At 66.7% G+C, this 21184-nt stretch carries 15 protein-coding genes; 8 read left to right on the top strand and 7 right to left on the bottom strand.

The window, feature by feature from the left end; all coding sequences use genetic code 11:
* The first annotated feature begins 112 nt into the window (after window positions 1-112).
* The 4 genes from ACZK2G_RS20610 (at window position 113) to ACZK2G_RS20595 (ending at window position 3144) form a co-directional block, all read left to right on the top strand.
* On the top strand, window positions 113-1282 hold the full coding sequence (locus ACZK2G_RS20610) for an L-dopachrome tautomerase-related protein (protein ID WP_478474252.1): 1170 nt from the start codon (window positions 113-115) through the stop codon (window positions 1280-1282).
* Between the two features lie 95 nt (window positions 1283-1377).
* Window positions 1378-2067 carry a ComF family protein gene (locus ACZK2G_RS20605; protein ID WP_295380157.1) on the top strand — a complete coding sequence of 230 codons (690 nt, stop codon included), beginning with the start codon at window positions 1378-1380 and terminating at the stop codon, window positions 2065-2067.
* 58 nt (window positions 2068-2125) lie between these two features.
* Window positions 2126-2677, top strand: a complete 552-nt coding sequence (locus tag ACZK2G_RS20600; RefSeq protein WP_021203354.1) for an HdeD family acid-resistance protein — start codon at window positions 2126-2128, stop codon at window positions 2675-2677.
* Window positions 2674-3144, top strand: a complete 471-nt coding sequence (locus tag ACZK2G_RS20595) for a SecDF P1 head subdomain-containing protein (protein ID WP_136639182.1) — start codon at window positions 2674-2676, stop codon at window positions 3142-3144. The genes ACZK2G_RS20600 and ACZK2G_RS20595 overlap by 4 nt, the downstream gene beginning before the upstream one ends.
* A gap of 51 nt (window positions 3145-3195) precedes the next feature.
* Here ACZK2G_RS20595 and ACZK2G_RS20590 read toward each other — a convergent pair whose 3' ends face one another.
* The 6 genes from ACZK2G_RS20590 to ACZK2G_RS20565 all read right to left on the bottom strand — a co-directional run bounded on the left by ACZK2G_RS20590 (window position 3196) and on the right by ACZK2G_RS20565 (window position 10446).
* Window positions 3196-4998: an MFS transporter gene (locus tag ACZK2G_RS20590; RefSeq protein ID WP_478474250.1), complete on the bottom strand. Its 1803-nt coding sequence runs from the start codon at window positions 4996-4998 to the stop codon at window positions 3196-3198.
* An 89-nt stretch (window positions 4999-5087) separates the two neighbouring features.
* Complete coding sequence (gene nagA / locus ACZK2G_RS20585) at window positions 5088-6203, bottom strand: N-acetylglucosamine-6-phosphate deacetylase (protein WP_253078392.1); 1116 nt, start codon at window positions 6201-6203, stop codon at window positions 5088-5090.
* On the bottom strand, window positions 6200-6976 hold the full coding sequence (locus ACZK2G_RS20580; RefSeq protein WP_014038836.1) for a DeoR family transcriptional regulator: 777 nt from the start codon (window positions 6974-6976) through the stop codon (window positions 6200-6202). The genes nagA and ACZK2G_RS20580 overlap by 4 nt, the downstream gene beginning before the upstream one ends.
* A gap of 33 nt (window positions 6977-7009) precedes the next feature.
* On the bottom strand, window positions 7010-8344 hold the full coding sequence (locus tag ACZK2G_RS20575; protein ID WP_478474249.1) for a D-tagatose-bisphosphate aldolase, class II, non-catalytic subunit: 1335 nt from the start codon (window positions 8342-8344) through the stop codon (window positions 7010-7012).
* A 16-nt stretch (window positions 8345-8360) separates the two neighbouring features.
* Window positions 8361-9299 (bottom strand): ROK family protein, encoded by a 939-nt coding sequence (locus ACZK2G_RS20570; RefSeq protein ID WP_164157788.1) that lies wholly within the window; start codon window positions 9297-9299, stop codon window positions 8361-8363.
* The gene (locus ACZK2G_RS20565) at window positions 9292-10446 is read right to left on the bottom strand and encodes an SIS domain-containing protein (RefSeq protein ID WP_337302336.1); all 1155 of its coding nucleotides are present in this window, start codon (window positions 10444-10446) and stop codon (window positions 9292-9294) included. The genes ACZK2G_RS20570 and ACZK2G_RS20565 overlap by 8 nt, the downstream gene beginning before the upstream one ends.
* A 322-nt stretch (window positions 10447-10768) precedes the next feature.
* Between ACZK2G_RS20565 and ACZK2G_RS20560 the strand changes: the two genes are divergently transcribed.
* The 4 genes from ACZK2G_RS20560 to ACZK2G_RS20545 all read left to right on the top strand — a co-directional run bounded on the left by ACZK2G_RS20560 (window position 10769) and on the right by ACZK2G_RS20545 (window position 19221).
* Entirely contained in the window at window positions 10769-14128 is a 3360-nt protein-coding gene (locus ACZK2G_RS20560) for a TIM-barrel domain-containing protein (protein ID WP_478474246.1), read from the top strand.
* A gap of 133 nt (window positions 14129-14261) precedes the next feature.
* A complete protein-coding gene (locus ACZK2G_RS20555) occupies window positions 14262-17237 on the top strand; it encodes a TonB-dependent receptor domain-containing protein (RefSeq protein WP_478474244.1) in 2976 nt (991 codons plus the stop codon).
* A gap of 65 nt (window positions 17238-17302) precedes the next feature.
* Window positions 17303-18658, top strand: a complete 1356-nt coding sequence (locus ACZK2G_RS20550) for a Gfo/Idh/MocA family protein (protein ID WP_478474242.1) — start codon at window positions 17303-17305, stop codon at window positions 18656-18658.
* A 155-nt stretch (window positions 18659-18813) separates the two neighbouring features.
* A complete protein-coding gene (locus tag ACZK2G_RS20545) occupies window positions 18814-19221 on the top strand; it encodes a hypothetical protein (RefSeq protein ID WP_426354911.1) in 408 nt (135 codons plus the stop codon).
* A gap of 43 nt (window positions 19222-19264) precedes the next feature.
* Here the strand turns inward: ACZK2G_RS20545 and ACZK2G_RS20540 are convergent, their stop codons facing one another.
* The gene (locus tag ACZK2G_RS20540) at window positions 19265-21142 is read right to left on the bottom strand and encodes an aspartyl protease family protein (protein ID WP_426354912.1); all 1878 of its coding nucleotides are present in this window, start codon (window positions 21140-21142) and stop codon (window positions 19265-19267) included.
* Window positions 21143-21184: the final 42 nt, after the last annotated feature.

The raw sequence follows: 21184 nt of genomic DNA, 5'->3' as shown, positions 1-21184 counted from the left end.
TTCACTTTTGCAGTGAAGCTGATTTCCCGTTGCACCGTCTAGCCGATGCCAGGTGCGCCGCTGAAGATGCATACACGCCGGGGCTGCACCCGGACCTGCATCGAGAGCAACCATGATCAACTGCCGTATCCGCCGCCTGGCGGCTGCCGTGCTGGCCCTGGCCAGTTCCCCCGCGCTGGCGCTGGCGGGCACTCCTGTGCTGCCCAGCGAACGCAGCATCGGTGTCATTGAGCCGGTGGCGCGTTTCGAAGGTGCCATGCCCACCAGCGTGGCGGTGTCTGAAAGCGGACGCATCTTCGTCAACTTCCCGCGCTGGGGCGATGAGGTGCCCTACAGCGTGGCCGAGTGGCGTGATGGTCACGCCGTGCCCTATCCGGATGCGCGCATCAACCGCAAGGACGGTCCCGATCCGACGGCCCACTTCATCAGCGTGCAGAGTGTGGTGGCCGATGGCCAGGGCCGGTTGTGGGTGCTGGATACCGCCGCGCCCGGGTTCTCTGCGCCGCAGGCCGGTGGCGTCAAGCTGGTGGCGATCGATCTGGCCACCAACACCGTGGCCAGAACGCTGGTGCTCCCGGCCAACGTCATCGACGCGCGCACCTACGTCAACGATGTGCGCTTCGATTTCCGTGTCGGCCACGAGGGCGTGGCCTACGTGACCGACTCGTCGCTGAGCGGAATCGGCGGAATCATCGTGATCGACCTTGCCACCGGCGCCGCGTCCAAGCGCCTGGTCGGTCATGTGTCCACATCGGCGGATCCGGCATTCGTACCGATCGTGGAAGGGCAGCAGATGCGGCTGCGCAATCCGGATGGTTCGACGCAGCCGTTCACCGTGGCCGCCGATGGCATTGCCTTGTCACCCGATGGCGGGACGCTGTTCTATACCCCGTTGTCCAGCCGTCATCTGTACAGCGTGCCCACCGTCTTGCTGCGCGACCCCAAGGTAAGCGAAACGGCGTTGGCTGCGGCCGTGGTCGACCTGGGCGACAAGGGCGCCTCCGATGGGATGGAAATGGATGCCAACGGCCGGCTGTATGCGAGCGACTACGAGCACAACGCCATTCATGCCCGCGATGCGGATGGGCGATGGACGACCGTGGTGCACGATCCGCGCATCCTGTGGCCGGATACCCTGTCGATGGGACCGGACGGCTACCTGTACTTCACCGCCAACCAGCTGCATCGGCAGGCCGGATTCAATGGTGGCGTTGATCGCCGGCAGACGCCGTACATGGTGTATCGCACCCGGGTGGATGCGAAGCCTGCGCCAACGCGGTGAGGTGATCGGGGCAGCGGGTGGGCGACAAAACTCCTACGGCTCGTTGAGGACACACCCGATGGCGACGCGCTGACGGCTGCGTCACGCTGAAGCGCATGTCTGTTTTCTTCGACGCGGGCCGCCACGTGCAGGCAGCACTTCGCGTGCTGCTACCACTCCGTTGCCTGGTCTGCGGTGACCCGGGCCACGATGGGCTCGATCTCTGCGGTGCCTGCCTGGCCGGACTGCCCTGGGCTGGCCGCGCCTGCCTGCGGTGTGCACTGCCGTTGCCGGACAACGCGTTGATCGTCTGCGGTACCTGCCGTGAGGAAGCACCGCCGCAGGCCGCCACGCATGCCAGCCTGCTGTACCTGCCGCCGGTCGACCAGCTGCTGGTGCGCTACAAGTTCCATCAGGACCTCGCCGCCGGTCGCCTGCTGTCACAGTTGATGCAGCGGGCACCGCCGCCCTGGTCATGCCCACCGCTGGTGCCGGTGCCGTTGCACGGGCGCCGCCTGCGCCAGCGCGGTTACAACCAGGCGGCAGAACTGTGCCGCCTGCTGCCGATGCCGGTCTGGCAGGGGCTGTACAGGCGGCGCCACACCGCGCCCCAGTCCGAACGCACGGCCGAACAGCGCCGGGAGAACCTGTTCGATGCCTTCGATGTACGCCGTCCGGTGCCACCGCGACTGACGGTGGTCGATGACGTGATGACCACCGGCAGTACGGTGATGGAGATTACCGAAACGCTGCGCTGCGTGGGAGTTGGAGAGGTGCGCGTATGGGTGTGCGCGCGGGCGCCGTGATCGTCCTCTTCATCCACAGGGGCTAGGATGAGGCCGGTTCCGGATCGAAGGAGTGGCCATGAATTCCCCCTTGTCTCCCTTGCTGTCGGCGGTTGGGCGCAGCTGGTGGATCCTGCTGCTGTACGGGCTCGTCGCACTGGGTTTCGGCATCGTTGCCATTGGCTGGCCGCTGTCCGCGGCGATGGCACTGGCGTGGACACTGGGCGTGATGGCCATCGTTGAAGGTGTCATCAGCCTGTTCGCACTGATCAGCGGCGGCAGCGGTGCCTCGCGTGGGTGGTTGGCGCTGTATGCCATCGCCTCGCTGGGCTTCGGCATCCTGGCGGTGATCAATCCGCTGGCCACCGCCAGCGTGCTGGTGCTGTTCCTGGCAGCGTGGCTGCTGGTGGCAGGTATCTATCGCATCGTGTTCGCGATACGCGTGCGCAAGCAGATCCAGGGCGAGTGGCTGCTGATCCTCAGTGGCGTGCTGGCGGTGGTGCTGGGCCTGCTGTTTGCGGCCAATCCGTATGCAGGCGTTGCGGTGACCACGCTGTGGATCGGCATTGGCAGCCTGCTGTATGGGCTGCTGCAGGTGCTGGTGGCATTCAAGCTGCGGAAGCTGAAGTGAGGGCTGCGCTTCCGCTGTTGCTGGGCATGGCGTTGATCCTGACCGGATGCATGCCGGGCGCCACACCCGGTGCCTGGGCAGGCAAGGATCATGCGCCACGACCCGGAGTGGATGTGCGCCTGAGCGCGGTCGATGCAGCCGGCAAGGGCACGCCGGTGCAGTGGCAGGGCGAAACCCTGGCCCTGCGCGAGCCGCCGATTGCCGGCAGCGCAGACATCGCCGATGTGCGCTACGTGCTGGACGAACGCAAGCAGCCGGGCCTGCAGATCCGCTACCGGCCGGAGGCACATCAGCGCATCCACGATGGCACCGCTGCCTTGGTGGGCCAGCGTGCGGCGCTCAGCGTGGATGGCCGCGTGCTGATGGTGGCGACCGTGCAGGGGCCATTCGGTGAATCGATGATGCTGAGCGGGTTGTCCAGCGTTGCCGAAGCGCGGGAGCTGGCCAGGCACATCACCGGCGAATGACGGCGCGCCAACGCCCCCGCGCTGCGTGCGGAGGTCGACCAAGGTCGACCGCTACCGGGCGAACCGCGCTTCGATCTCTTCCAGCGACTTGCCCTTGGTCTCCGGCAGCCAGAGTGCAGCCACCAGGAAGAACACGAAGGTGCACGCCGCCCAGAACACGAACATGCTGGCGTAGCCGTAGTGGCCCACCGTGGGCAGGAAGATGGCGGCGATGGTGGTGGATACGAACTGGTTGATCAGCAGCGCGATGCTCATGCCATTGGAGCGGATACGGTTCGGCATCAGCTCCGACAGTGCCAGCCACACGCAGACGCCCGGACCGACCGCGAAGAACGCGACGTACACCAGGATGCAGGCGGCCACCGCCCAGCCATGTGCAGGCGGCGGCACCGGGCCGATGCGGGCCTGTTCGATGCGCAGCGGCGCCTGCGCAGCAGCGGCCGGGTCGGCGAACGGGTTCAGGCGCAGTTTGCGGAAGAACGCGCCGATCACGCTGTCCGGCTGCACGGTGCCGGCGCGCTCGATGCGCAGCTCGCGATCAATCAGGTTGTCGCTGCGCAGGGTGCGCACGTTGGTGAAGTCACCGTAGGCGTAGGAGACGGTCAGCTGCATCGGCCGGCCTTCGCTGTCGATGCCAGCGCCCAAGCGCTGCCACTGCGTATCGTCCAGTACCAGCTGCAGGCCATCGCCGCTGACCGCCGCCTGCAGCTGCGGCTGCACGTCGGTGCGACCGCGTTCGGCCTGGAAGAACAGCGTCGCCGCTGCCAGCAGGGCCACGCAGATGCCGCCACTGCCAAGCATCAGCAGGAACTTGCGGCCCTTGCGGTCGACCAGCAGCAGTGCGACCACGGTCATCACCGCGTTGAGCAGCTTGATCGCCACGTCGGCGCCATTGGCCACCGAGCCGGACAGGCCGGCCTGGTTGAGGATGTTCACCGCGTAGGCCAGCACCGAGTTGATGCCGGTGGCCTGGGTGCAGGCCAGCACTACGCACGCGAGCAGGAACGGCACCACATAGCGGCGGCTGAGCAGCGGGTCGCGCTTGCCGCTGCTGCTGCTCGATTCCGGCGCCTGGATCTGTGCAAGCGTGGGCTCCACCTCCGAAGCAGGCAGCACGCGCTGCAGGCTGCGGCGTGCGTCATCGATGCGGCCGCGGCGCACCAGCCAGCGCGGTGACTCGGACAGCCAGAAGATGCCGGCGCAGAACAGCAGGCCCGGCGCCAGGCAGGTCCAGAAGATGGTGCGCCAGGCGTGGTCCTTCACCGCAAACAGCTCCTGCGCCTGCTGTGCCACCGGCAGCGAACGCACGGCTTCAGCGGCGGCATCCACCGCATGCGCGTGATAGAGGCCGATCAGGGCCGCCAGCACCAGGCCGATGGTCAGCAGCAGCTGGAACATCGCCGCGCCGCGCCCGCGTCGTTCCGGGCTGAGCACTTCGGCCAGGTACAGCGGAATCACCACGCCGATCAGGCCGCCACTGATGCCCTGCAGCAGCCGGCCGAGCAGCAACGGCGTGTAGCCCGAGGCCAGCGCCATGATCGGAATCGAGGCGGTGAACAGCAGGCCGGCCAGCAGCATCGCGCCGCGGCGGCCGATCAGGTCGGCGACCATGCCGGCGAACAGCGAGGACAACACGCTGCCGAGCAACACCGCCGCCACGACGAAGCCGAGCTGCTGGCTGCTGAGCTGCCAGGCGTGGCTGGCGGTGGCTTCAAGATAGGGCAGGGCACCGGCGATGATGCCGATGTCGATGCCGTACAGCAGGCCACCGAGGCCGCCGATGAAGAGCAGGTAGCGTACGGGCCAGCGCGGAGCGGTGGAAGCGGGTACGGCAGGTGCAGTGGCTGCGGTCATCGACTCGTTCCTGGACTAACGGGATGGTGCGTGGCTGATGCAATGCGCTTGCGCGCCTTGTGTGCGGCATCCGGGCCGCATGGCCTGTGTCAGTTCAAATCGACCACGCGCCCGCCCACCACCACTTGCTGCAGGCGCAGTTCGGCATCCAGCACCACCAGGTCGGCGCGGGCGTCGGGCGCAATGCGTCCGCGATCGTCCAGGCCGAGATACGCGGCGGGGAAGGTGGAAACACGTTGCGAGGCATCGGCCAGGTCCAGGCCCACTTGCACCAGATTGCGCAGCGCCTGGTCCATGGTCAGTGCGCTGCCGGCCAGCGAACCGGTCGCCAGGCGCACGCAGCCGCCGCACTTGTGCACGCGCTGTTCGCCCAAGGCGTACTCGCCATCGGGCATGCCGGTGGCGGCGGTGGCGTCGGTCACCGCGTACAGGCGCGGAATCGCGCGCGCGGCCAGGCGGATTACGCCGGGGTGAATGTGCTGCAGGTCGGGAATGATCTCGGCGTACTGCGCATGTGCCAGCGCCGCCGCCGCAATGCCGGGGCGATAGTGATCGACGCCGGTCATGCCGTTGAACAGATGGGTGAAGCCGGAGGCACCGGCCTGCAGCGCGGCCACGCCTTCCTCGTAGGTGCCAGCACTGTGACCAAGCTGCACGCGGATGCCCATTGCCGAAAGCGCGGGAATCAACGCGGTGTGCTCGCCGATCTCCGGAGCCAGCGTCATCACCCGGATCGGTGCCAGCGCATGCAGCTGCTGCACCAGTGCCAGCGTCGCCTCGATCGTGCGGTTCGGCTGCGCGCCAAGACGCTGCGGGCTGATGAACGGACCTTCCAGATGCACGCCGGCAATGCAGGCGGCTTCGGCGTCGGGCGCTGCCATGGTGGCGGCAACACCCTGCAGTGCGTGCTCGATCTCGTCCAGCCCGGCGGTCATGGTGGTCGCCAGCAGCGTGGTGGTACCGAAGCGCAGATGGGTGCGGGCGATGGTGCGCGCCACGTCGCCGCCCTGCATCAGGTCCACGCCGGCGGCGCCATGCACATGCAGGTCGATGAAGCCGGGCAGGATCACCGGTAGCTGCAGATCATCGGCACCGCTGTGGTCGTCCACCTGCAGCTGGCGCACCTGCGAATCGAAGTGGACGTGGCCGCGTCGCCAGCCCAGCGGGGTGAGGATGCGGCCATGCAGGGTGCGGGTGTCGGTCATGCGGTGGGCTCGGCGATGATCACTTCGATGCCCAGCCGCTGCAGCCCCTCACGGGTCGCATCGTCGATGCCGGCGTCGGTGATGATGGCGTGGATCTGATCCAGCAGAGCGATGCGGTGCAGGCTGACGCGGCCGAACTTGGAGGCGTCGGTCAGCACCACGATGCGGCGTGCGCGCTCGACCATGCGGTGGTTGAGGCGGGCTTCTGCCTCGTCGTGGGTGGTCAGACCGAACTGCAGGTCCAGGCCATCCACGCCCAGGAACAGGGTGTCGAAGCTGTACGAGTTGAGGCTGGCTTCGGCCTGGCTGCCCTGCAGCGACAGCGACTGCTGGCGCAGCAGACCACCGGTCAGCAGTACGGTAATGCCCGCCGCATTGGCCAGTTCCCAAGCGATGTTCAGGCCGTTGGTCATCACCGTTACATCGCGATGCGCGCGCAGGTGGCGGGCCAGGGTCATCGTTGTCGAGCCGGAGTCGATGATGATGTTGTCGCCGGGCTGCACCAGGCGCGCGGCGCGCGCACCGATCGATTCCTTCAGCGGCAGGTTCAGCGCGTCCTTCTCGTGGATGTCCTGTTCCTGCGGCGGCGTGCGCACCAGGGTGGCACCGCCGTGGGTGCGGTTGGCCAGGCCCTGCGACTCGAAGTGGGTCAGGTCGGCACGGATGGTCACCGCCGACACGCCAAAGCGCTCGACCAGATCGGCCACCTGCACCGAGCCGTGCTCGATCAGCAGCTGCAGGATCTGTTGCCGGCGGGAGCGGGTGTTGCGCATGGCCATTCTCGGTTTCGCGGGAAAAGGTGGAGATTAGCCGTTCGCAAGAACGGCGGCAGCCGAACCTGCGTTCTGCGCGCGGGTACCGGCCTGGTTGGCGCTGCAGGCGCGGGCGTATTCGCCCAGGCACAGGCCGATACGGTGCTGCACCAGCGCGGTGGGCGTGTTGGCCAGGGTTCCCTCGCGCACGGCGCGGTACTGCTCCGGCAGGTACTGGCTGAGCAGCACCAGCGGTGGCGCGTGCTGCTCCAGGTTGGCGAACAGGGTCTGCACCGCTTGTAGCAGCGCCGGCTCGCCCCAGTAGTAGCGACAGCGGTCGCTGAAGGAATAGCTGCGCAGCAGGCGCAGCGCGGCGTCATCACCCTGGTAGTAGGACTGCCAGTATTTCGGCTGCGCCAGCATCACCTCGTCCAGTACCTGCGGCAGGCGCGAGCACTGCGCGGCCGGCAGCAGCTCGGCTTCGATCGCGGCCAGCGCGAACAGCGCTTCGCGGTAGGCGAAGGTCGCCGCCGGGCCGACCTTGAGGATGGCGAAGTGGTCGCGCACCAGCGCGTGCAGGCCACTCTCGCGCTGGTAATCGGTGGAGTGCGCCTCGAACACGATGCGCGGTTGCTGTTCCAGGAAATCAGCCAGCGTGCTGGCGGCGGCCGCGTCGTACTCGTGCACGCTGCTGTGGTCGAAGTCCACGCCCGGCTGCACCACCATCGCGATCACGCGCTGCCACGCATCGCGCAGCTGCGGCGTGTCGAACGCCTGCTGGTGGATGGCCAGGGTCTGCGCGGCGGCGGCCGGGGTGGTGACCTGCAGGCCACCGGCCAGCGAGGCTTCGCCACCGGGAATCGGCACTTCGGTGCCGATGACATAGACCGGCGGCGGCAGGCCGTGTTCGGCGGCGGTGCGCTCGGCGATCTCGGCCAGCTCGGCCGACCGCGCAGCGACGATGGCGTCCGGCAACGGCACCGGGTCATCGGCGCAGGACATGCTGCAGTCCAGGTGGATCTTGTGGAAGCCGGCCGCGACGTAGGCTTCGATCAGCACGCGCGCGTGGGTCATTGCTTCGGCGGCCGGGCGCTTCTGCCAGGCATTCGGACCAAGGTGGTCGCCGCCCAGGATCAGCCGTTCGCGCGGGAAGCCTTCTTCATCGGCCAGCGTGCCGACGTAATCGCGGTACTGCGGCGGGGTCATGCCGGTGTAGCCGCCGAACTGGTCGACCTGGTTGGAGGTGGCCTCGATCAGCAGCACGGTGCCATGCGCCAGCGCCACGTGCATGGCCGCGCGCAGCACCTGCTCGTTGCTGCAGCAGACGCTGTACAGGCCGACGTTATGGCCGGCGCGGTGGGAAGCAAGCAGGGTCTGCAACGGGGACATGGTCAAGCTCCGGACATCAGGAAAACGAGGGTTGGCAGGCGAGCAGGGCAGCACCACGTGCGCCACCGGCATCGCCGAAGCGTGGCGGCACGATGGGCGGTACCTGTACGCCGTTGAACAGATGCGCGGCGATGGCCGCAGGCAACTGCTGGTACAGCGGCGCATACTGCGAAAGACCACCGCCGAGCACGATCACGTGCGGGTCCAGCGCCAGCACCAGCGCGGCCAGGCTGTGGCCGAGCAGGTCGCGATGGATGTCCAGCGCCTTGCGTGCGCGGGCATCGCCGGCTTCGGCCAGTGCGATCACTGCGCTGGCGTCGGCGGCGCTGCCACCGAGGTGGCGTTCGATCATTGCCACGCCACTACCGGACACGTAGCGCTCCACGCAGCCCTGCAGGCCGCAGGCGCAGTCGATCAGCGGCAGGCCGTGGCGCTGCAGCAGGTGGCCCGGCACGCTCCAGTGGCCCCATTCGCCGGCCAGGCCGTTGAAGCCGGACAACAGGCGGCCCTGCAGGCAGAAGCCGCCACCGGCACCGGTGCCGAGGATGGCGCCGAACATGCTGGGGTAGCCATCGGCGGCGCCACCATGCGCCTCTGAGAGCGCAAAACACTGCAGGTCGTTGCCGAAATGCAGCGGGCGCTGCAGGCGTGCCTGCAGATCAGCCGCCACGCTGTGGCCGGTCAGCGCGGGAACGTTCGCGCTGAGCTGGCGGCCGCTGCGGCGGTCGCGCACGCCGGGCAGCGCAATGCCGATGGCCGCGTCACTGCGGCCCAGCGCCGCATCGGCCTCGACCACCAGTTCCACCACCGCCTGCAGGAAACCGTCGTAGTCACCCTGCGGGGTGGCCACGCGGCGGCGCCAGCTGACCTGCATCGCCGCATCGCACACCACCAGCTCGATCTTGGTGCCGCCGATGTCGATGCCGTAGCAGGCGTGGGCGATCAGCTCAGCCATGGTGGATGGTGACGCCCTTGACGACGCGGTTGACGGTGCCGTCCGGGAACGGATTGTCGGGGGTCAGCCCGAGCGCAGCCGAGCGCTGCAGCGCGAACAGCTGCGCAAAGCCCAGCCACACCGGCGCCAGCCACGGATCATCCAGTGCCGGTACGGTAAGGGTGTATTCGTCATCGGCGCCGATATCCGAATGCGGGCCGATTGCCAGTACCTGGCCGGCCACGCCATCGCGGCGCAGTTCTTCCAGCAGGTCCTGTTCGTAGCGGCGCGCCAGCGGCTGCACGCTGCGCAGCACCACCACCAGGGTGTTGCCATCCAGCGTCGACTTCGGGCCATGACGGAAGCCCAGCGGCGTGTTGGCCAGCGCCAGCACGCGGCCGGCGGTCAGTTCCAGCACCTTCAGCGCGCACTCGCGTGCCAGCGCTTCCAGCGGGCCGCTGCCGAGGTAGATGATGCGGTTGAACGGGCGCTGCGCCAGCGCCGCCACCGGTGCATCCCACTGTGCCTGGCCTTCGCGGGCCAGCACGGCAATCTGTTTCAGACGCGCGATACGCGCATCCCACGGCGAACGATCAAACACGGTCAGCGCGGCCAGCAGCATGCAGGTCAGGCTGCTGGTCATGGCGAAGGCACGGTCGCAGCTGGCCGACGGCATCAGCAGGGTGCAGGTATCGGCACGGCCGGCGCCACGACGGGCCAGTTCGCCATCGGCGTTGCAGGTGATGTCGAGGAAGCGCGCGTCATCCACGTCGCTACGCACGCGGTCCACCGCCGCCACGCTCTCCGGGCTGGAGCCGCTGCGGCCGAACGAGACCAGCAGGGTCGGGCGGTCGCGCTGCAGGTACAGCGCCGGGTGGGTCAGCAGGCTGGTGGTGTGCACCACGCGCACCTCGGCCGGCCATTGCGCATTTATCGCATCGGCCACCATTTCGGCGATGAAGCCTGAGCTGCCGGCGCCGGTGAACAGCACGCGCTGGTTGGGATCGTTGAGGCTGTCGCCAAGGAAGGCCTGCAGGCGGTCGCGGGCACGCGACAGGTCCTGTGCGAGGGCTTCCCACAGCGCAGGCTGCTGGGCGATTTCGGTAGCGGTATCGGCTCCGCCGCGGCGCTGCCAGGCGGACACATCGGAAAGCAGGGTGACGTCCATTCGGAGGTTCCAGTTGGGCCAGCGCACCATCTGCGTTTTCTTTCGAAATGTCAAACATCGAAATTAAAAAGAAAGAAAATGGCGGAGTGACTTTTGCCACCGCGAGGTGCCCAGAAAAACGAAAGGAAGGACCGAATGCCGTATCGCACAATGCTTAACAGGCAGCTGCAAGCGCTTACACAAAGTATTGCAACGCAACAACTTTCGTTTCAATGGAATATATCTTCCTTTTTTCTTTCAATTTGTTGACATCTTTCGAATCGCTGCCCTAGAGTCGGCCCAACCGCTTTCGAAACGCCCGGTGAACGGGTTGGGAGTCCGTGTGGAAATCTGCGTTCGTCGTTCGCCACTGCTGCTGGCCCTGTTGCCGGCACTGCTGTCGGCGTCCCTGTCGGCCCAGGCCGCACCGGTCGGCAACCTGCGCTCGGTCAGCGCCAGTGCCAGCACCGACGGTGTAAATGGCTGGGACCTGCAGACCGACAACGGCACGCGCATCCGCATTGAACTGCCGGCCACCGACATCATCCGCGTGCAGGCCGGCCGCAACGGCAAGCTGACCGGTGCCGGCGACAAGGCCGCGCCGATCGTGCTGCCACAGCCCAAGGCCAACGTGCAGGCACAGCTGGAAGAAGACGCGCAGGAGATCCGCGTGCGCACCGATGCACTGGTGCTGCATGTGCAGCGGCAGCCGTTGCGCCTGCGCCTGGAGCGCCTGGACAACGGCCAGCCCACCGCGCTCTGGCAGGAACTGCAACCGCTGGATCTGGATGCGGCGCAGAGCGTGCAGGTGCTGTCCTCGCAGGCCGATGAAGGCTATTACGGTGGCGGCCAGCAGAACGGCCGTTACCAGTTCAAGGGCCGCGAGCTGGAAGTGTCCTATTCCGGCGGTTGGGAAGAGGGCGACCGCCCCAGCCCGGCACCGATGCTGCTGAGCAGCCGTGGCTGGGGCATGCTGCGCAATACGTGGAGCGATGGCAGCTACGACCTGCGGCAGAGCGACCAGGCCACCCTGCTGCATCGCGAAGACCGCTTCGATGCGTACTACTTCGTTGGCGCCGATCTGCCGAAGCTGATCGAGCGCTACACCCAGCTGACCGGCCGCCCGAACATGGTCGCGCGCTGGGCGCTGTCCTACGGCGATGCCGATTGCTACAACGACGGCGACAACAGCAAGAAGCCCGGCACCGTGCCCGAGGGCTGGAGCGACGGCCCGACCGGCACCACCCCCGATGTGATCGACAGCGTAGCCAAGCAGTATCGCGCCAATGACATGCCCGGCGGCTGGATCCTGCCCAACGATGGCTATGGCTGCGGCTACAAGCAGTTGCCGGAGACGGTGAAGGGGCTGGCCGGGTACGGTTTCCGCACCGGCCTGTGGACCGAAAACGGCGTCGACAAGATCGCCTGGGAAGTAGGCAAGGCAGGCAGCCGCGTGCAGAAACTGGACGTGGCCTGGACCGGCAAGGGCTACCAGTTCGCGATGGATGCCAACCGCCAGGCCTTCAACGGCATCCTCGACAATTCCGATTCGCGCCCGTTCCTGTGGACGGTAATGGGCTGGGCCGGCATCCAGCGCTATGCCGTGGCGTGGACCGGCGACCAGAGCAGCAGCTGGGACTACATCCGCTGGCATGTGCCGACCCTGGTGGGTTCGGGCCTGTCCGGCATGGCCTACGCCAGTGGCGATGTGGACGCGATCTTCGGCGGCAGCGCCGAGACCTTCACCCGCGACCTGCAGTGGAAGGCGTTCACCCCGGTGCTGATGGGCATGAGTGGCTGGTCGTCGAATGCGCGCAAGCACCCGTGGTGGTACGACGAGCCCTACCGCAGCATCAACCGCGATTACCTGAAGTTGAAGATGCGCCTGACCCCGTACATGTATGGGCTGGTGCATGAGGCAGCGCAGACCGGTGCACCGCCGGTGCGTGGCCTGATGTGGGACAACCCGCGCGATCCGCACGCGCAGGATGAAACCTACAAGTACCAGTTCCTGCTCGGCCGCGACCTGCTGGTTGCACCGGTGTACCGCAGCCAGGCCGCCAGCCGTGGCTGGCGCCGCGACATCCACCTGCCCGCCGGCGGCTGGATCGACTACTGGGATGGCCGCCGCGTGCAGGCCGCCGCCGATGGCCGCCAGCTGGACCGCCAGGTGGACCTGGCCACCCTGCCGGTGTTCGTGCGTGCCGGTGCGATCCTGCCGATGTACCCGTCGATGCTGTTCGACGGCGAGAAACCGCTCGATGAAGTGACCTTCGACCTGTACCCGCAGGGTGATTCGCAGTACACGCTGTACGAAGATGACGGCAACACCCGCCGCTACCAGCAGGGCGAATCGAGCACGCAGCGGATCCGTGTGCAGGCGCCGGCACAGGGCAGTGGCCCGGTGCAGGTGCAGATCGATGCGGTACAGGGCCAGTACAACGGCCAGCTGGCACAGCGCCGCTATGGCCTGCGCGTGCTCAGCCGGCAGGCGCCGCGTGCGGTGCAGGCCGCTGGCCGCGCGCTGCCGGCGCTGGCCGACGCGACCGCATTCAACAGCGCCAGCGAGGGTTGGTACTTCGATGCCAAGGAGCGTCGCGGCACCCTGCATGTACGCACCGCGGCGCAGGACATCCGCCAGCCGCTGCAGCTGCAGCTGGACTTCGCCGTCACCGCAGCGGCCGCCGACGATGCCTATCCGGCCGCACCGGTGCTGGGCCGCGAACTGCCGGCCGACAGCCTGTTGGTGGTCAACCGCCCGGCCGAAGAACCCGGCCATGCGCTGGAAAATGCCTTCGATGATGATCCGGCCACCTGGTTCCGCAGCGTGCGCAACCAGGCCGTGCGCACCGGTGCCCATGAGTGGGTGATCGGTTTCGGCGAACGGAAGATGATCGATGGCATCGACATCGCGCCGCGCAACGACAAGAACTGGAAGCACGGCCAGGTGCGCGACTACGAGGTGTACCTGGGCGACAGCAACGGCGAGTGGGGTGAACCGATTGCCCGCGGCCACCTGCAGCTGAAGGAAGGCATGCAGCGCATCGACTTCCCGGCCCACGCCGGCCGCCTGCTGCGTTTCCGTGTGCTGAGCGTGCAGAACCCTGAAGGTGACGGTGCCTCCAGCACCGATCCGATGGTGACCGCTGCACAGGGCAGTGCGCGTGCCTTCGACGCGCTGCAACCGCGCGACGTCGGCCCGATTGCGCTGTCCACCTTCCACATCCTCGAACACCAGGAACCGGAGCGACCGGCCCGGCAGCGCTATCTCTCCGAGCTGCCGGTGCCGGCCGCGCTGGCCAGCCAGCTGCGCACCGACCAATCGTTCCGTGGCGACGCCGGCATGCGCATGAACGGCCTGCAGTTCCGCCGTGGCCTGGGTGTCGGCGCCAACAGCCGCATCGACCTGCGCCTGCAGGGCGGCTGGCACCTGCTGCGAGCCGACCTCGGCATCGACGACGCCTGCCGCACTGCCGGTGGCCTGCAGTTCCAGGTCTGGGGTGACAACCGCCTGCTGTACGACAGTGGCCTGGTGAAGGCTCCCGGCGTGGTCAAACCGGAGCTGGACATCCGTGGCCTTTCCACTCTGAGCCTGCGCACGCTGGGTGCGCAGGGCAGCCAACCCGCCCAGGTCTGTGCCAACTGGGCCAATGCCGTGCTGATCGGCCAGGAGGGCGACTCCGCCAGCCTCGTCGCCCCATGACCCCCTCGTAACACCGCTCCTCCCCCCGCCCATTCCGACTGCGGCCCTCATGGCCGTGGCCCGGGAGCGTTTTGCCCGCCGAACGCCCACGCGCTCACCTTTCGCGCCGCACCCCTGCCAGGAGAGAACCCCGATGTTGCCCGCACGCCACCACCGCCCCCCCTGTCGTTCCATCGCCCCGCTGACGCTGGCCATTGCCGGCGCACTGCTCTCGGTCGCCGTTCCTGCCGTTGCTCAGGAGAGCAAGGACAAGGCTACCGACCTGGCCCGCATCGAGGTCACCGGTTCCAACATCCGCCGTACCGACGTTGAAACCGCCTCGCCGGTGCAGGTGATCAGCAAGCAGGACATCCAGAACATGGGTGCGCGCACGCTGCTGCAGGTGCTCGACAACCTGCCGGCCGCGCGGCCAGCGCAGCAGGATGCGCGCTCACTGTTCACTGGTTCCGACGGTGCTTCGCAGGCCAATCTGCGCGGCCTAGGTGCACAGGGCACGCTGGTGCTGCTGAATGGTCGCCGCCTGTCGTACTACGGTGCGCCGGCGGGCTTCCAGACCCAGTTCGTCAACATCGATGCGATCCCGGCTGCGGCCATCGAGCGCATGGAAGTGCTGACCGACGGCGCTTCGGCCGTGTACGGCACCGACGCGGTGGCCGGCGTGATCAACGTGATCACCAAGCGTAACTTCCAGGGTGCCGAGGTCAGCTTCACCAACGATACCTCCTCGCGCATTGACTCCTACGGCGAGCGCCAGGCCAGCATCACCGCTGGCTTCGGCGACCTGACCGAGAACCGCTTCAACATCTACGGCGCGGTGAACATGTACCGCCGCGATGCGATTCCGCTCAGCGATTTCTACGACAAGCGGCCCGACCAGTACTACGTCAACAATCCGAACTATCTCAACAACCTGCGCCTGGGCGCGGGCAGCAGGCCGGGCGAGTTCAACCCGGGCAGCTACTTCGCCTTCGATCCGGTCACCGGCCGCCGCGTGCAGGAAGCCGCACCGGGCTGCAAGAACGTGCTGACCAGTGAAGCGGCCGGTCCGCGTTGCGTCTGGGAAACCTGGATGAACAACGAGATCGATGCCGGCGCCAAGTCCGAGCGCAACACCGCCTACCTCAACGGCACCTTCCTGGTGGGTGAGAGCACCGAGATCTTCGCCGAGGCGACCTACACCGACATCGACCTGCGCGCCAATGGCGGCACGCCGCGCACCTACGGCACTACCACCGGCAACCCGACCAGCTGGTTCTCGCGCAACACCGGCAACAACGTCAACCAGTTCCTGTACCCGTTCCTGGGCCCGAACAACGAGTACAACCACGCAAGCCCTGAAATGAAGGCGATGATGGGCGGAGTGGTCGGCCTGAACTACCTGCTGCAGGATGCCGGCGCCAACTACTTCGGCCAGCGCAACACCGACAAGAGCTACCGCGTGCTGGCCGGTGCGCGCGGCAGCAGGGGTGACTGGAACTGGGAGACCGCGTTCGCCAGCGCGGGTACCCACTCCACCACCTATCAGACGATCAACGTCAATACCAAGGGCTTCGAGAAGGCCTTCGGTCCGTACACGATCGATCCGGGTACCGGCCGCGTGATCATCTCCGACCACCCGGCGTACAAGTTCGGCGAGATCAGCGAAGCCAACGCTGCATTGATCCGTGAAGCGTTCCCGACCTTCGACATCCAGTCGTGGACGCGCCTGCATACCCTGGACGGCAAGATCGAAGGCCCGCTGTTCCAGCTGCCGGCCGGTGAGATGCGCGCCGCGTTTGGCTTCAACGCCAGCCGTGAGACCTTCTATACCCCGGGCAACGCCGATGCGGCCAACGGCCTGATCACCCAGCAGGGTGGTTCCTGGTTCGATGGCAAGCGCAACACCTACGCGCTGTTCGCCGAGACCGTGGCGCCGATCACCGACAAGCTGGAACTGGATGCGGCGGTGCGCGTGGACAAGTACCCGAACTTCAGCGCCAACATCGCGCCGAAGATCGGCTTCAAGTACCAGGCGTTCGATCAGCTGATGCTGCGCGGCACCTACTCCACCGGCTTCCGTGCACCGAGCCTGGCCGAGTCCGGCAACGGCGGCGTGTTCGCGCAGCTGGGCGGCTACCGTGACGAGCTGCGCTGCAACGAGACCAACGCCATCGCCAACCTGCTGCTGAGGTCGCAGCGCCCGGGTGACGTGGATCTCGGCAAGAACCTGCTGAACGTCGATTGCAGCCGCACCGTGGCACGCATGACCCAGCCGAACAAGGACCTGAAGCCGGAGAAGGCGAAGATCGCTACCCTTGGTTTCGTCTACGAGCCGGCAACCTGGCTGTCGGTGTCGGCCGACTACTGGTTCATCTACCGCGACAATGAAATCGTTGCGCCTGACTACCGCCGCATGGAAGACATCATCTCCTCGTCGCGTTCGCCGATCACCGACAGCGACCGTGCCAACCTGGCGCAGCTGGCGGCGATGTGTGCCGACCCGGCCAGTGGCGTGAACTGTCCCTCGACGCTGCCAAGCTACTCCGCCGGCAACGTGGCCAGCGTGGTGGGCCAGTACAAGAACCGTGGCAAGACGCTGATCGACGGCTTCGACATCGACGCGCGCAGCCGCTTCTCGCTGGGTGACTGGGGCAACCTGAACATCGGTCTGGCTGCCACCATCGCCAACCGCAACCGCTTCTACATGGATGAAGCGAGCGGCTGGTACTACGGCGATGTGGTGGGCTATTACAACAACCCGCGCCTGCGTGCCACGCTCAATGCCGACTGGACCTACAAGCAGGTCACCACCAGCATGTTCGTCAACTACGTGGGTGGCACCAAGTGGGCTACCGACCAGGTCGACGAAAAGAGCAACAACAAGGAAACCTGCACCGGCGGCTACCTGGCCCTGCAGAAGAGCAAGTGTGATGGTGCACCGTCATGGTGGACCGCCAACATGAGCGTCACCTGGCGCCCGGATGATGCGTGGAACCTGAGCTTCACGGTCAAGAACCTGTTCAACCGCCTGCCGTTCTACGACCCGAACAGCTTCCTGGGTGACTCCAGTGACTACGCGACCATCTTCGGTCGTGGTTACAGTGTGACTGTCGGTTACCGGTTCAAGTAATTCCGTTTGCGTGATCTGGCGTGCCGGCTTCGGCCGGCACGCTGCCAAGAGGAGAGATGTTTGCCATGAAGCGTAGGGAATTCATCGCGGCCAGCGCCGCTGTCGCCGCCAGCAGCCTGCTGCCGCAGACCCCGGCCTGGGCACGCGGGCGCAAGGTGCGCCTGGCCATGATCGGTACCGGCATGCGTGGCCTGGTGCTGCTGAAGGAACTGGTGCGCCGCGAAGACGTCGAGGTTGTCGCCGTCTGCGATATCGAGCCGATCATGCTCGGCCGCGCCGTGGAGATGGTCAGCAAGGCCGGCAAACCGGCCCCGAAGACCTACGGCCAGGACCGCGACACCAACGCCTGGAAGCGCCTGCTGGAACAGAAGGGCATCGATGGCGTGATCATCGCCACGCCGTGGGAGTACCACGCGCCGATGGCGATTGCCGCGATGCAGGCCGGCGTGGCCGTGGGCTGCGAAGTGGTGGCCGGCATCACCCTGCAGGATCACTGGGACGTGTTGAAGACCCAGCTGAGCACCGGCACCCCGTACATGCTGCTGGAGAACGTCTGCTACCGCCGCGACGTGATGGCCGCGCTGCAGATGGTGCGCCAGGGCCTGTTCGGCGAACTGGTGCACCTGCAGGCTGGCTACCAGCACGACCTGCGCGGCGTGAAGTTCAATTCCGGCGACCCGAACCAGCCCTACGACAGCGGCGTGGAATTCGGCCCCAAGGGCTGGAGCGAAGCTCGCTGGCGCACCGAGCATTCGGTGGAGCGCAACGGCGAGTTGTACCCCAGCCACGGCATCGGCCCGTGCGCGATGTATACCGGCATCAACCGTGGTAACCGCTTCACCCACATCAACGCCTTCGCGACCAAGGCGCGCGGCCTGCATGAATACACGGTGGCCAAGAGTGGCGGCACCACCCACCCCAGCACCAAGGTGAAGTTCAAGCTGGGCGACATCGTGACCACCACGCTGGCCTGCGAGAACGGCGAGACCATCCTGCTGCAGCACGACACCTCGCTGCCACGCCCGTACTCGATGGGCTTCCGCGTGCAGGGCACCAAGGGCCTGTGGATGGATGTGAACCATTCGATCCACATCGAAGGCCGCAGCCCGCCGCACCAGTGGGAAGAGTTCAAGAAGTACCAGGACCAGTACGAACATCCGCTGTGGAAGCAGAATGCCGACACTGCTGCGAGTGCAGGGCATGGTGGCATGGACTGGTTCGTGATCCATGCGTTCGTGGAAGCGCTGAAGGCCAAGGCGCCGATGCCGATCGATATCTACGACGCGGTGACGTGGAGTGCGATTACCCCGTTGAGCGAGCAGTCGATTGCCAACAGTTTCCAGACGCTGGAGTTCCCGGATTTCACTGCCGGTGCGTGGAAGCAGCGTAAGCCGATCTTTGCGTTCGACGGCAGGTATTGATCCGCTCTCTGTAGAGTCGAGTCATGCTGGACTGTTTTGAACACAACGCCGGGCACTGCCCGGCGTTGCTGTATGTGGGGCTCCCCTGCCACGCCCATGCTAGGCTCGGATACGTACCTGGCAGATGACGCCAATCGGTGGAGAGGAGCTTCCGGATGCGCGTGCTGACCTTCACGTGTCCACTTTGCGGCGCTGCCGGGCAGCGATTCCCGCTGCTTTGCGCATCGAGACGGCAGGCGAAGACGGCATGCAGGGAATGTGGCGTGGTGCTGCGCTCGGATCCCCGCTTGGGCCTGCATACGCTCTACCTGCTGTATACGCAGATCGTCGTGCTGCTGGCTGCATTGCCCATGATCTGGGCCTATGCCTCGGGTAGATGGTTCTGGTTGGCTGCGATCTGGGCCGTGGTGTTGGTGTTGTCCTGGTTCCCCGGCGTGATCAGGCACGCACGAAGTCCGATCGTGCGCGCCTGCCGGGATCCCGATTACAGCTATGCGCGCAGGCCGGGCGGACCATCCACCGGCGGCACCGCAGAACCGGCGCAGCGCAGCCGCATTCAATGATGGCTATCGATGGATGTTCTACTGTGTTCGCATCGGTCCCAGCTCAATCGGCAGGCCAGCGCTCCTTCACCCGGTCCGCCAGCGCCAGTTCGGTATCCACCTGCCGGCCATCGCGCAGATAACGGATGCCCACGCGCGTTCCGACCGGGCGCTCGCGCAGCAGCGCACGCCAGTCTCCCAGCATCTGAGAGGCAATCGGCTCTCCCGCAATCATGACGATGCGATCATCCTTGCGCAGCCCGGCGCGTGCACCGGCGCTGGTCGGCGCTACATCCGCTACCCGCAATGCGTCGTTCTCGGCCTGCAGCCACAACCCACTGCGGTCGAAGGCATCCGGCTGCGTACTTTCGGCATTGGGCACCAGATAGAGGCGCTTGGCGTCGTAATCGATGCCCATGGAGAATCGGCGCAGCACGCCACCGCCCAGGATCGCACCGTAGTCGGCCAGGGCCAGCGCGCCTTTGTCGGTGGTGGATAGATCACCGACCAGGCCGCTGACCTTGATGCTGCCCATGCCGAGCACACCGAGCCGGGCCGGTCGCGCGCGGCCCGGACCACCGATGCCCCACCCAAGGACCGCCTCCTCACTGGCGCGGTACTTCTCCAGCAGATGATGGGTGAGCACGAATGGGCTGCTCAGGCTCAGCGAGTTGCGTGAGCCGGTGTCCAGCCACAACCGCAGCGGGATGCCGTCCAGTTCGCCGTTCAATACCGGCGCGCGGTCGTCCTGCTCGAACGGCAGCACCACCGCGTTGGCAGGCGGCTGGTAGTGGCCCGGCCGGGTGAAGCTGAGCACGCGCGCGCCGTAGTCGAAGGTGGTGACGAAGCGCAGGAAGGTCTCGTAGCCGATGAAGCCATCGTGCGGCACGCCCATCGAGTTGATCTGCTGGCCGAGGTCGATGATGTGGAACACCGGGTTTGCAAGGTGCGCGCCACCGATGCGCAGGTGGCGGGCCTGTGCCAGGCCCAGGTCGCTGGCGTTGTCACCGGCACCATGCACGCTCAGGCGACCCGCCGTGGTCAGCCCCAGTCGCTTGGCGGCGGTCGGTGTCAGCAGGTTGATGGCGCCGGTATCCACCAGGAATCGCGCCGGCTGGCCGTCCACTTCGGCCTCGACGTAGACATGGTTGTTGATCAGGTCGAACGGGACGCGAGTGGTGCCTCTGGCATCCTCGATGTAGCTGTCGTCGGCCATCGCTGGTGGTGCATACAGCCCATCCGGCACAGGGAAATCCACCCGGTAGCGCTGCACCTGCACGTCGCTGCGCAATCGTGGATCGGCACGGCCTTGGGCATCGAGGGTGTCGGTGATGATGCGATGGGGCAGCAGCAGGCCATCGACCGCCCGGTAGTCTTCCAGCGTGGTGGCGGTGGGTGTGCGCGCGGAGGCGATGACCACCCGGTCGAGCAGGCCACTGCGGGTGTCGAACCAGAGTTCGATCGGGTCCGCGCCCTCCGGCTTCGTGGCCAGGACGGTATAGCGCCGGCCATTCAGAGCCTCGGTGCGGGGCGCGGCAAAGCGCGAGGCCGGATAGGCGCTCGACCAGTAGGCGCGGGTGGCCAGCCACGCCTGCGTGCGCGCGGTGCGGCGTGGCACGGTGCCGTCCAGCAGGCCGATCTCGCCGCCATAGTCACGCCGCCAGGACAGCTGGCCGTCGAACCCCTGGGCGACGGTGAAGGCTCCCAGCTGCGCCTGTTCGGCATAGCGACCGGCGCGCAGGTCCTGGTTGAGCTGCCAGCGCCCGTGCAAGCCACCGAGCGACTGCTCGCCCTCAGCCTGCAGGCGCTGTACCGACAGCCACGGCTCGCCGCCACTGGCTGCACGGGCCCGGGCCAGCACACCCGCCGCATCCCCCACCGCAGCCTGCACGGGAACCGCCAGCATCCACAGCAGGCCGAACATCATCCGTTGCCATCGCATCGCATCACCTTCTTCGTCGGGTCGAGCGCTGATGGCAACGCA

Source organism: Stenotrophomonas sp. 107298_Sma (assembly GCF_056480345.1).
The sequence above is the reverse complement of the archived record's forward strand: the minus strand, read 5'-3'. Positions and strand labels throughout refer to the sequence as shown.

Coding starts and splice junctions, on each gene's coding strand:
- ACZK2G_RS20540 (WP_426354912.1), bottom strand. CDS start 21,142: ATGCGATGGCAACGGATGATGTTCGGCCTGCTGTGGATGCTGGCGGTT.
- ACZK2G_RS20565 (WP_337302336.1), bottom strand. CDS start 10,446: ATGGACGTCACCCTGCTTTCCGATGTGTCCGCCTGGCAGCGCCGCGGC.
- ACZK2G_RS20590 (WP_478474250.1), bottom strand. CDS start 4,998: ATGACCGCAGCCACTGCACCTGCCGTACCCGCTTCCACCGCTCCGCGC.
- ACZK2G_RS20555 (WP_478474244.1), top strand. CDS start 14,262: ATGTTGCCCGCACGCCACCACCGCCCCCCCTGTCGTTCCATCGCCCCG.
- nagA (WP_253078392.1), bottom strand. CDS start 6,203: ATGACCGACACCCGCACCCTGCATGGCCGCATCCTCACCCCGCTGGGC.
- ACZK2G_RS20605 (WP_295380157.1), top strand. CDS start 1,378: ATGTCTGTTTTCTTCGACGCGGGCCGCCACGTGCAGGCAGCACTTCGC.
- ACZK2G_RS20610 (WP_478474252.1), top strand. CDS start 113: ATGATCAACTGCCGTATCCGCCGCCTGGCGGCTGCCGTGCTGGCCCTG.
- ACZK2G_RS20550 (WP_478474242.1), top strand. CDS start 17,303: ATGAAGCGTAGGGAATTCATCGCGGCCAGCGCCGCTGTCGCCGCCAGC.
- ACZK2G_RS20580 (WP_014038836.1), bottom strand. CDS start 6,976: ATGCGCAACACCCGCTCCCGCCGGCAACAGATCCTGCAGCTGCTGATC.
- ACZK2G_RS20600 (WP_021203354.1), top strand. CDS start 2,126: ATGAATTCCCCCTTGTCTCCCTTGCTGTCGGCGGTTGGGCGCAGCTGG.
- ACZK2G_RS20575 (WP_478474249.1), bottom strand. CDS start 8,344: ATGTCCCCGTTGCAGACCCTGCTTGCTTCCCACCGCGCCGGCCATAAC.
- ACZK2G_RS20570 (WP_164157788.1), bottom strand. CDS start 9,299: ATGGCTGAGCTGATCGCCCACGCCTGCTACGGCATCGACATCGGCGGC.
- ACZK2G_RS20545 (WP_426354911.1), top strand. CDS start 18,814: ATGCGCGTGCTGACCTTCACGTGTCCACTTTGCGGCGCTGCCGGGCAG.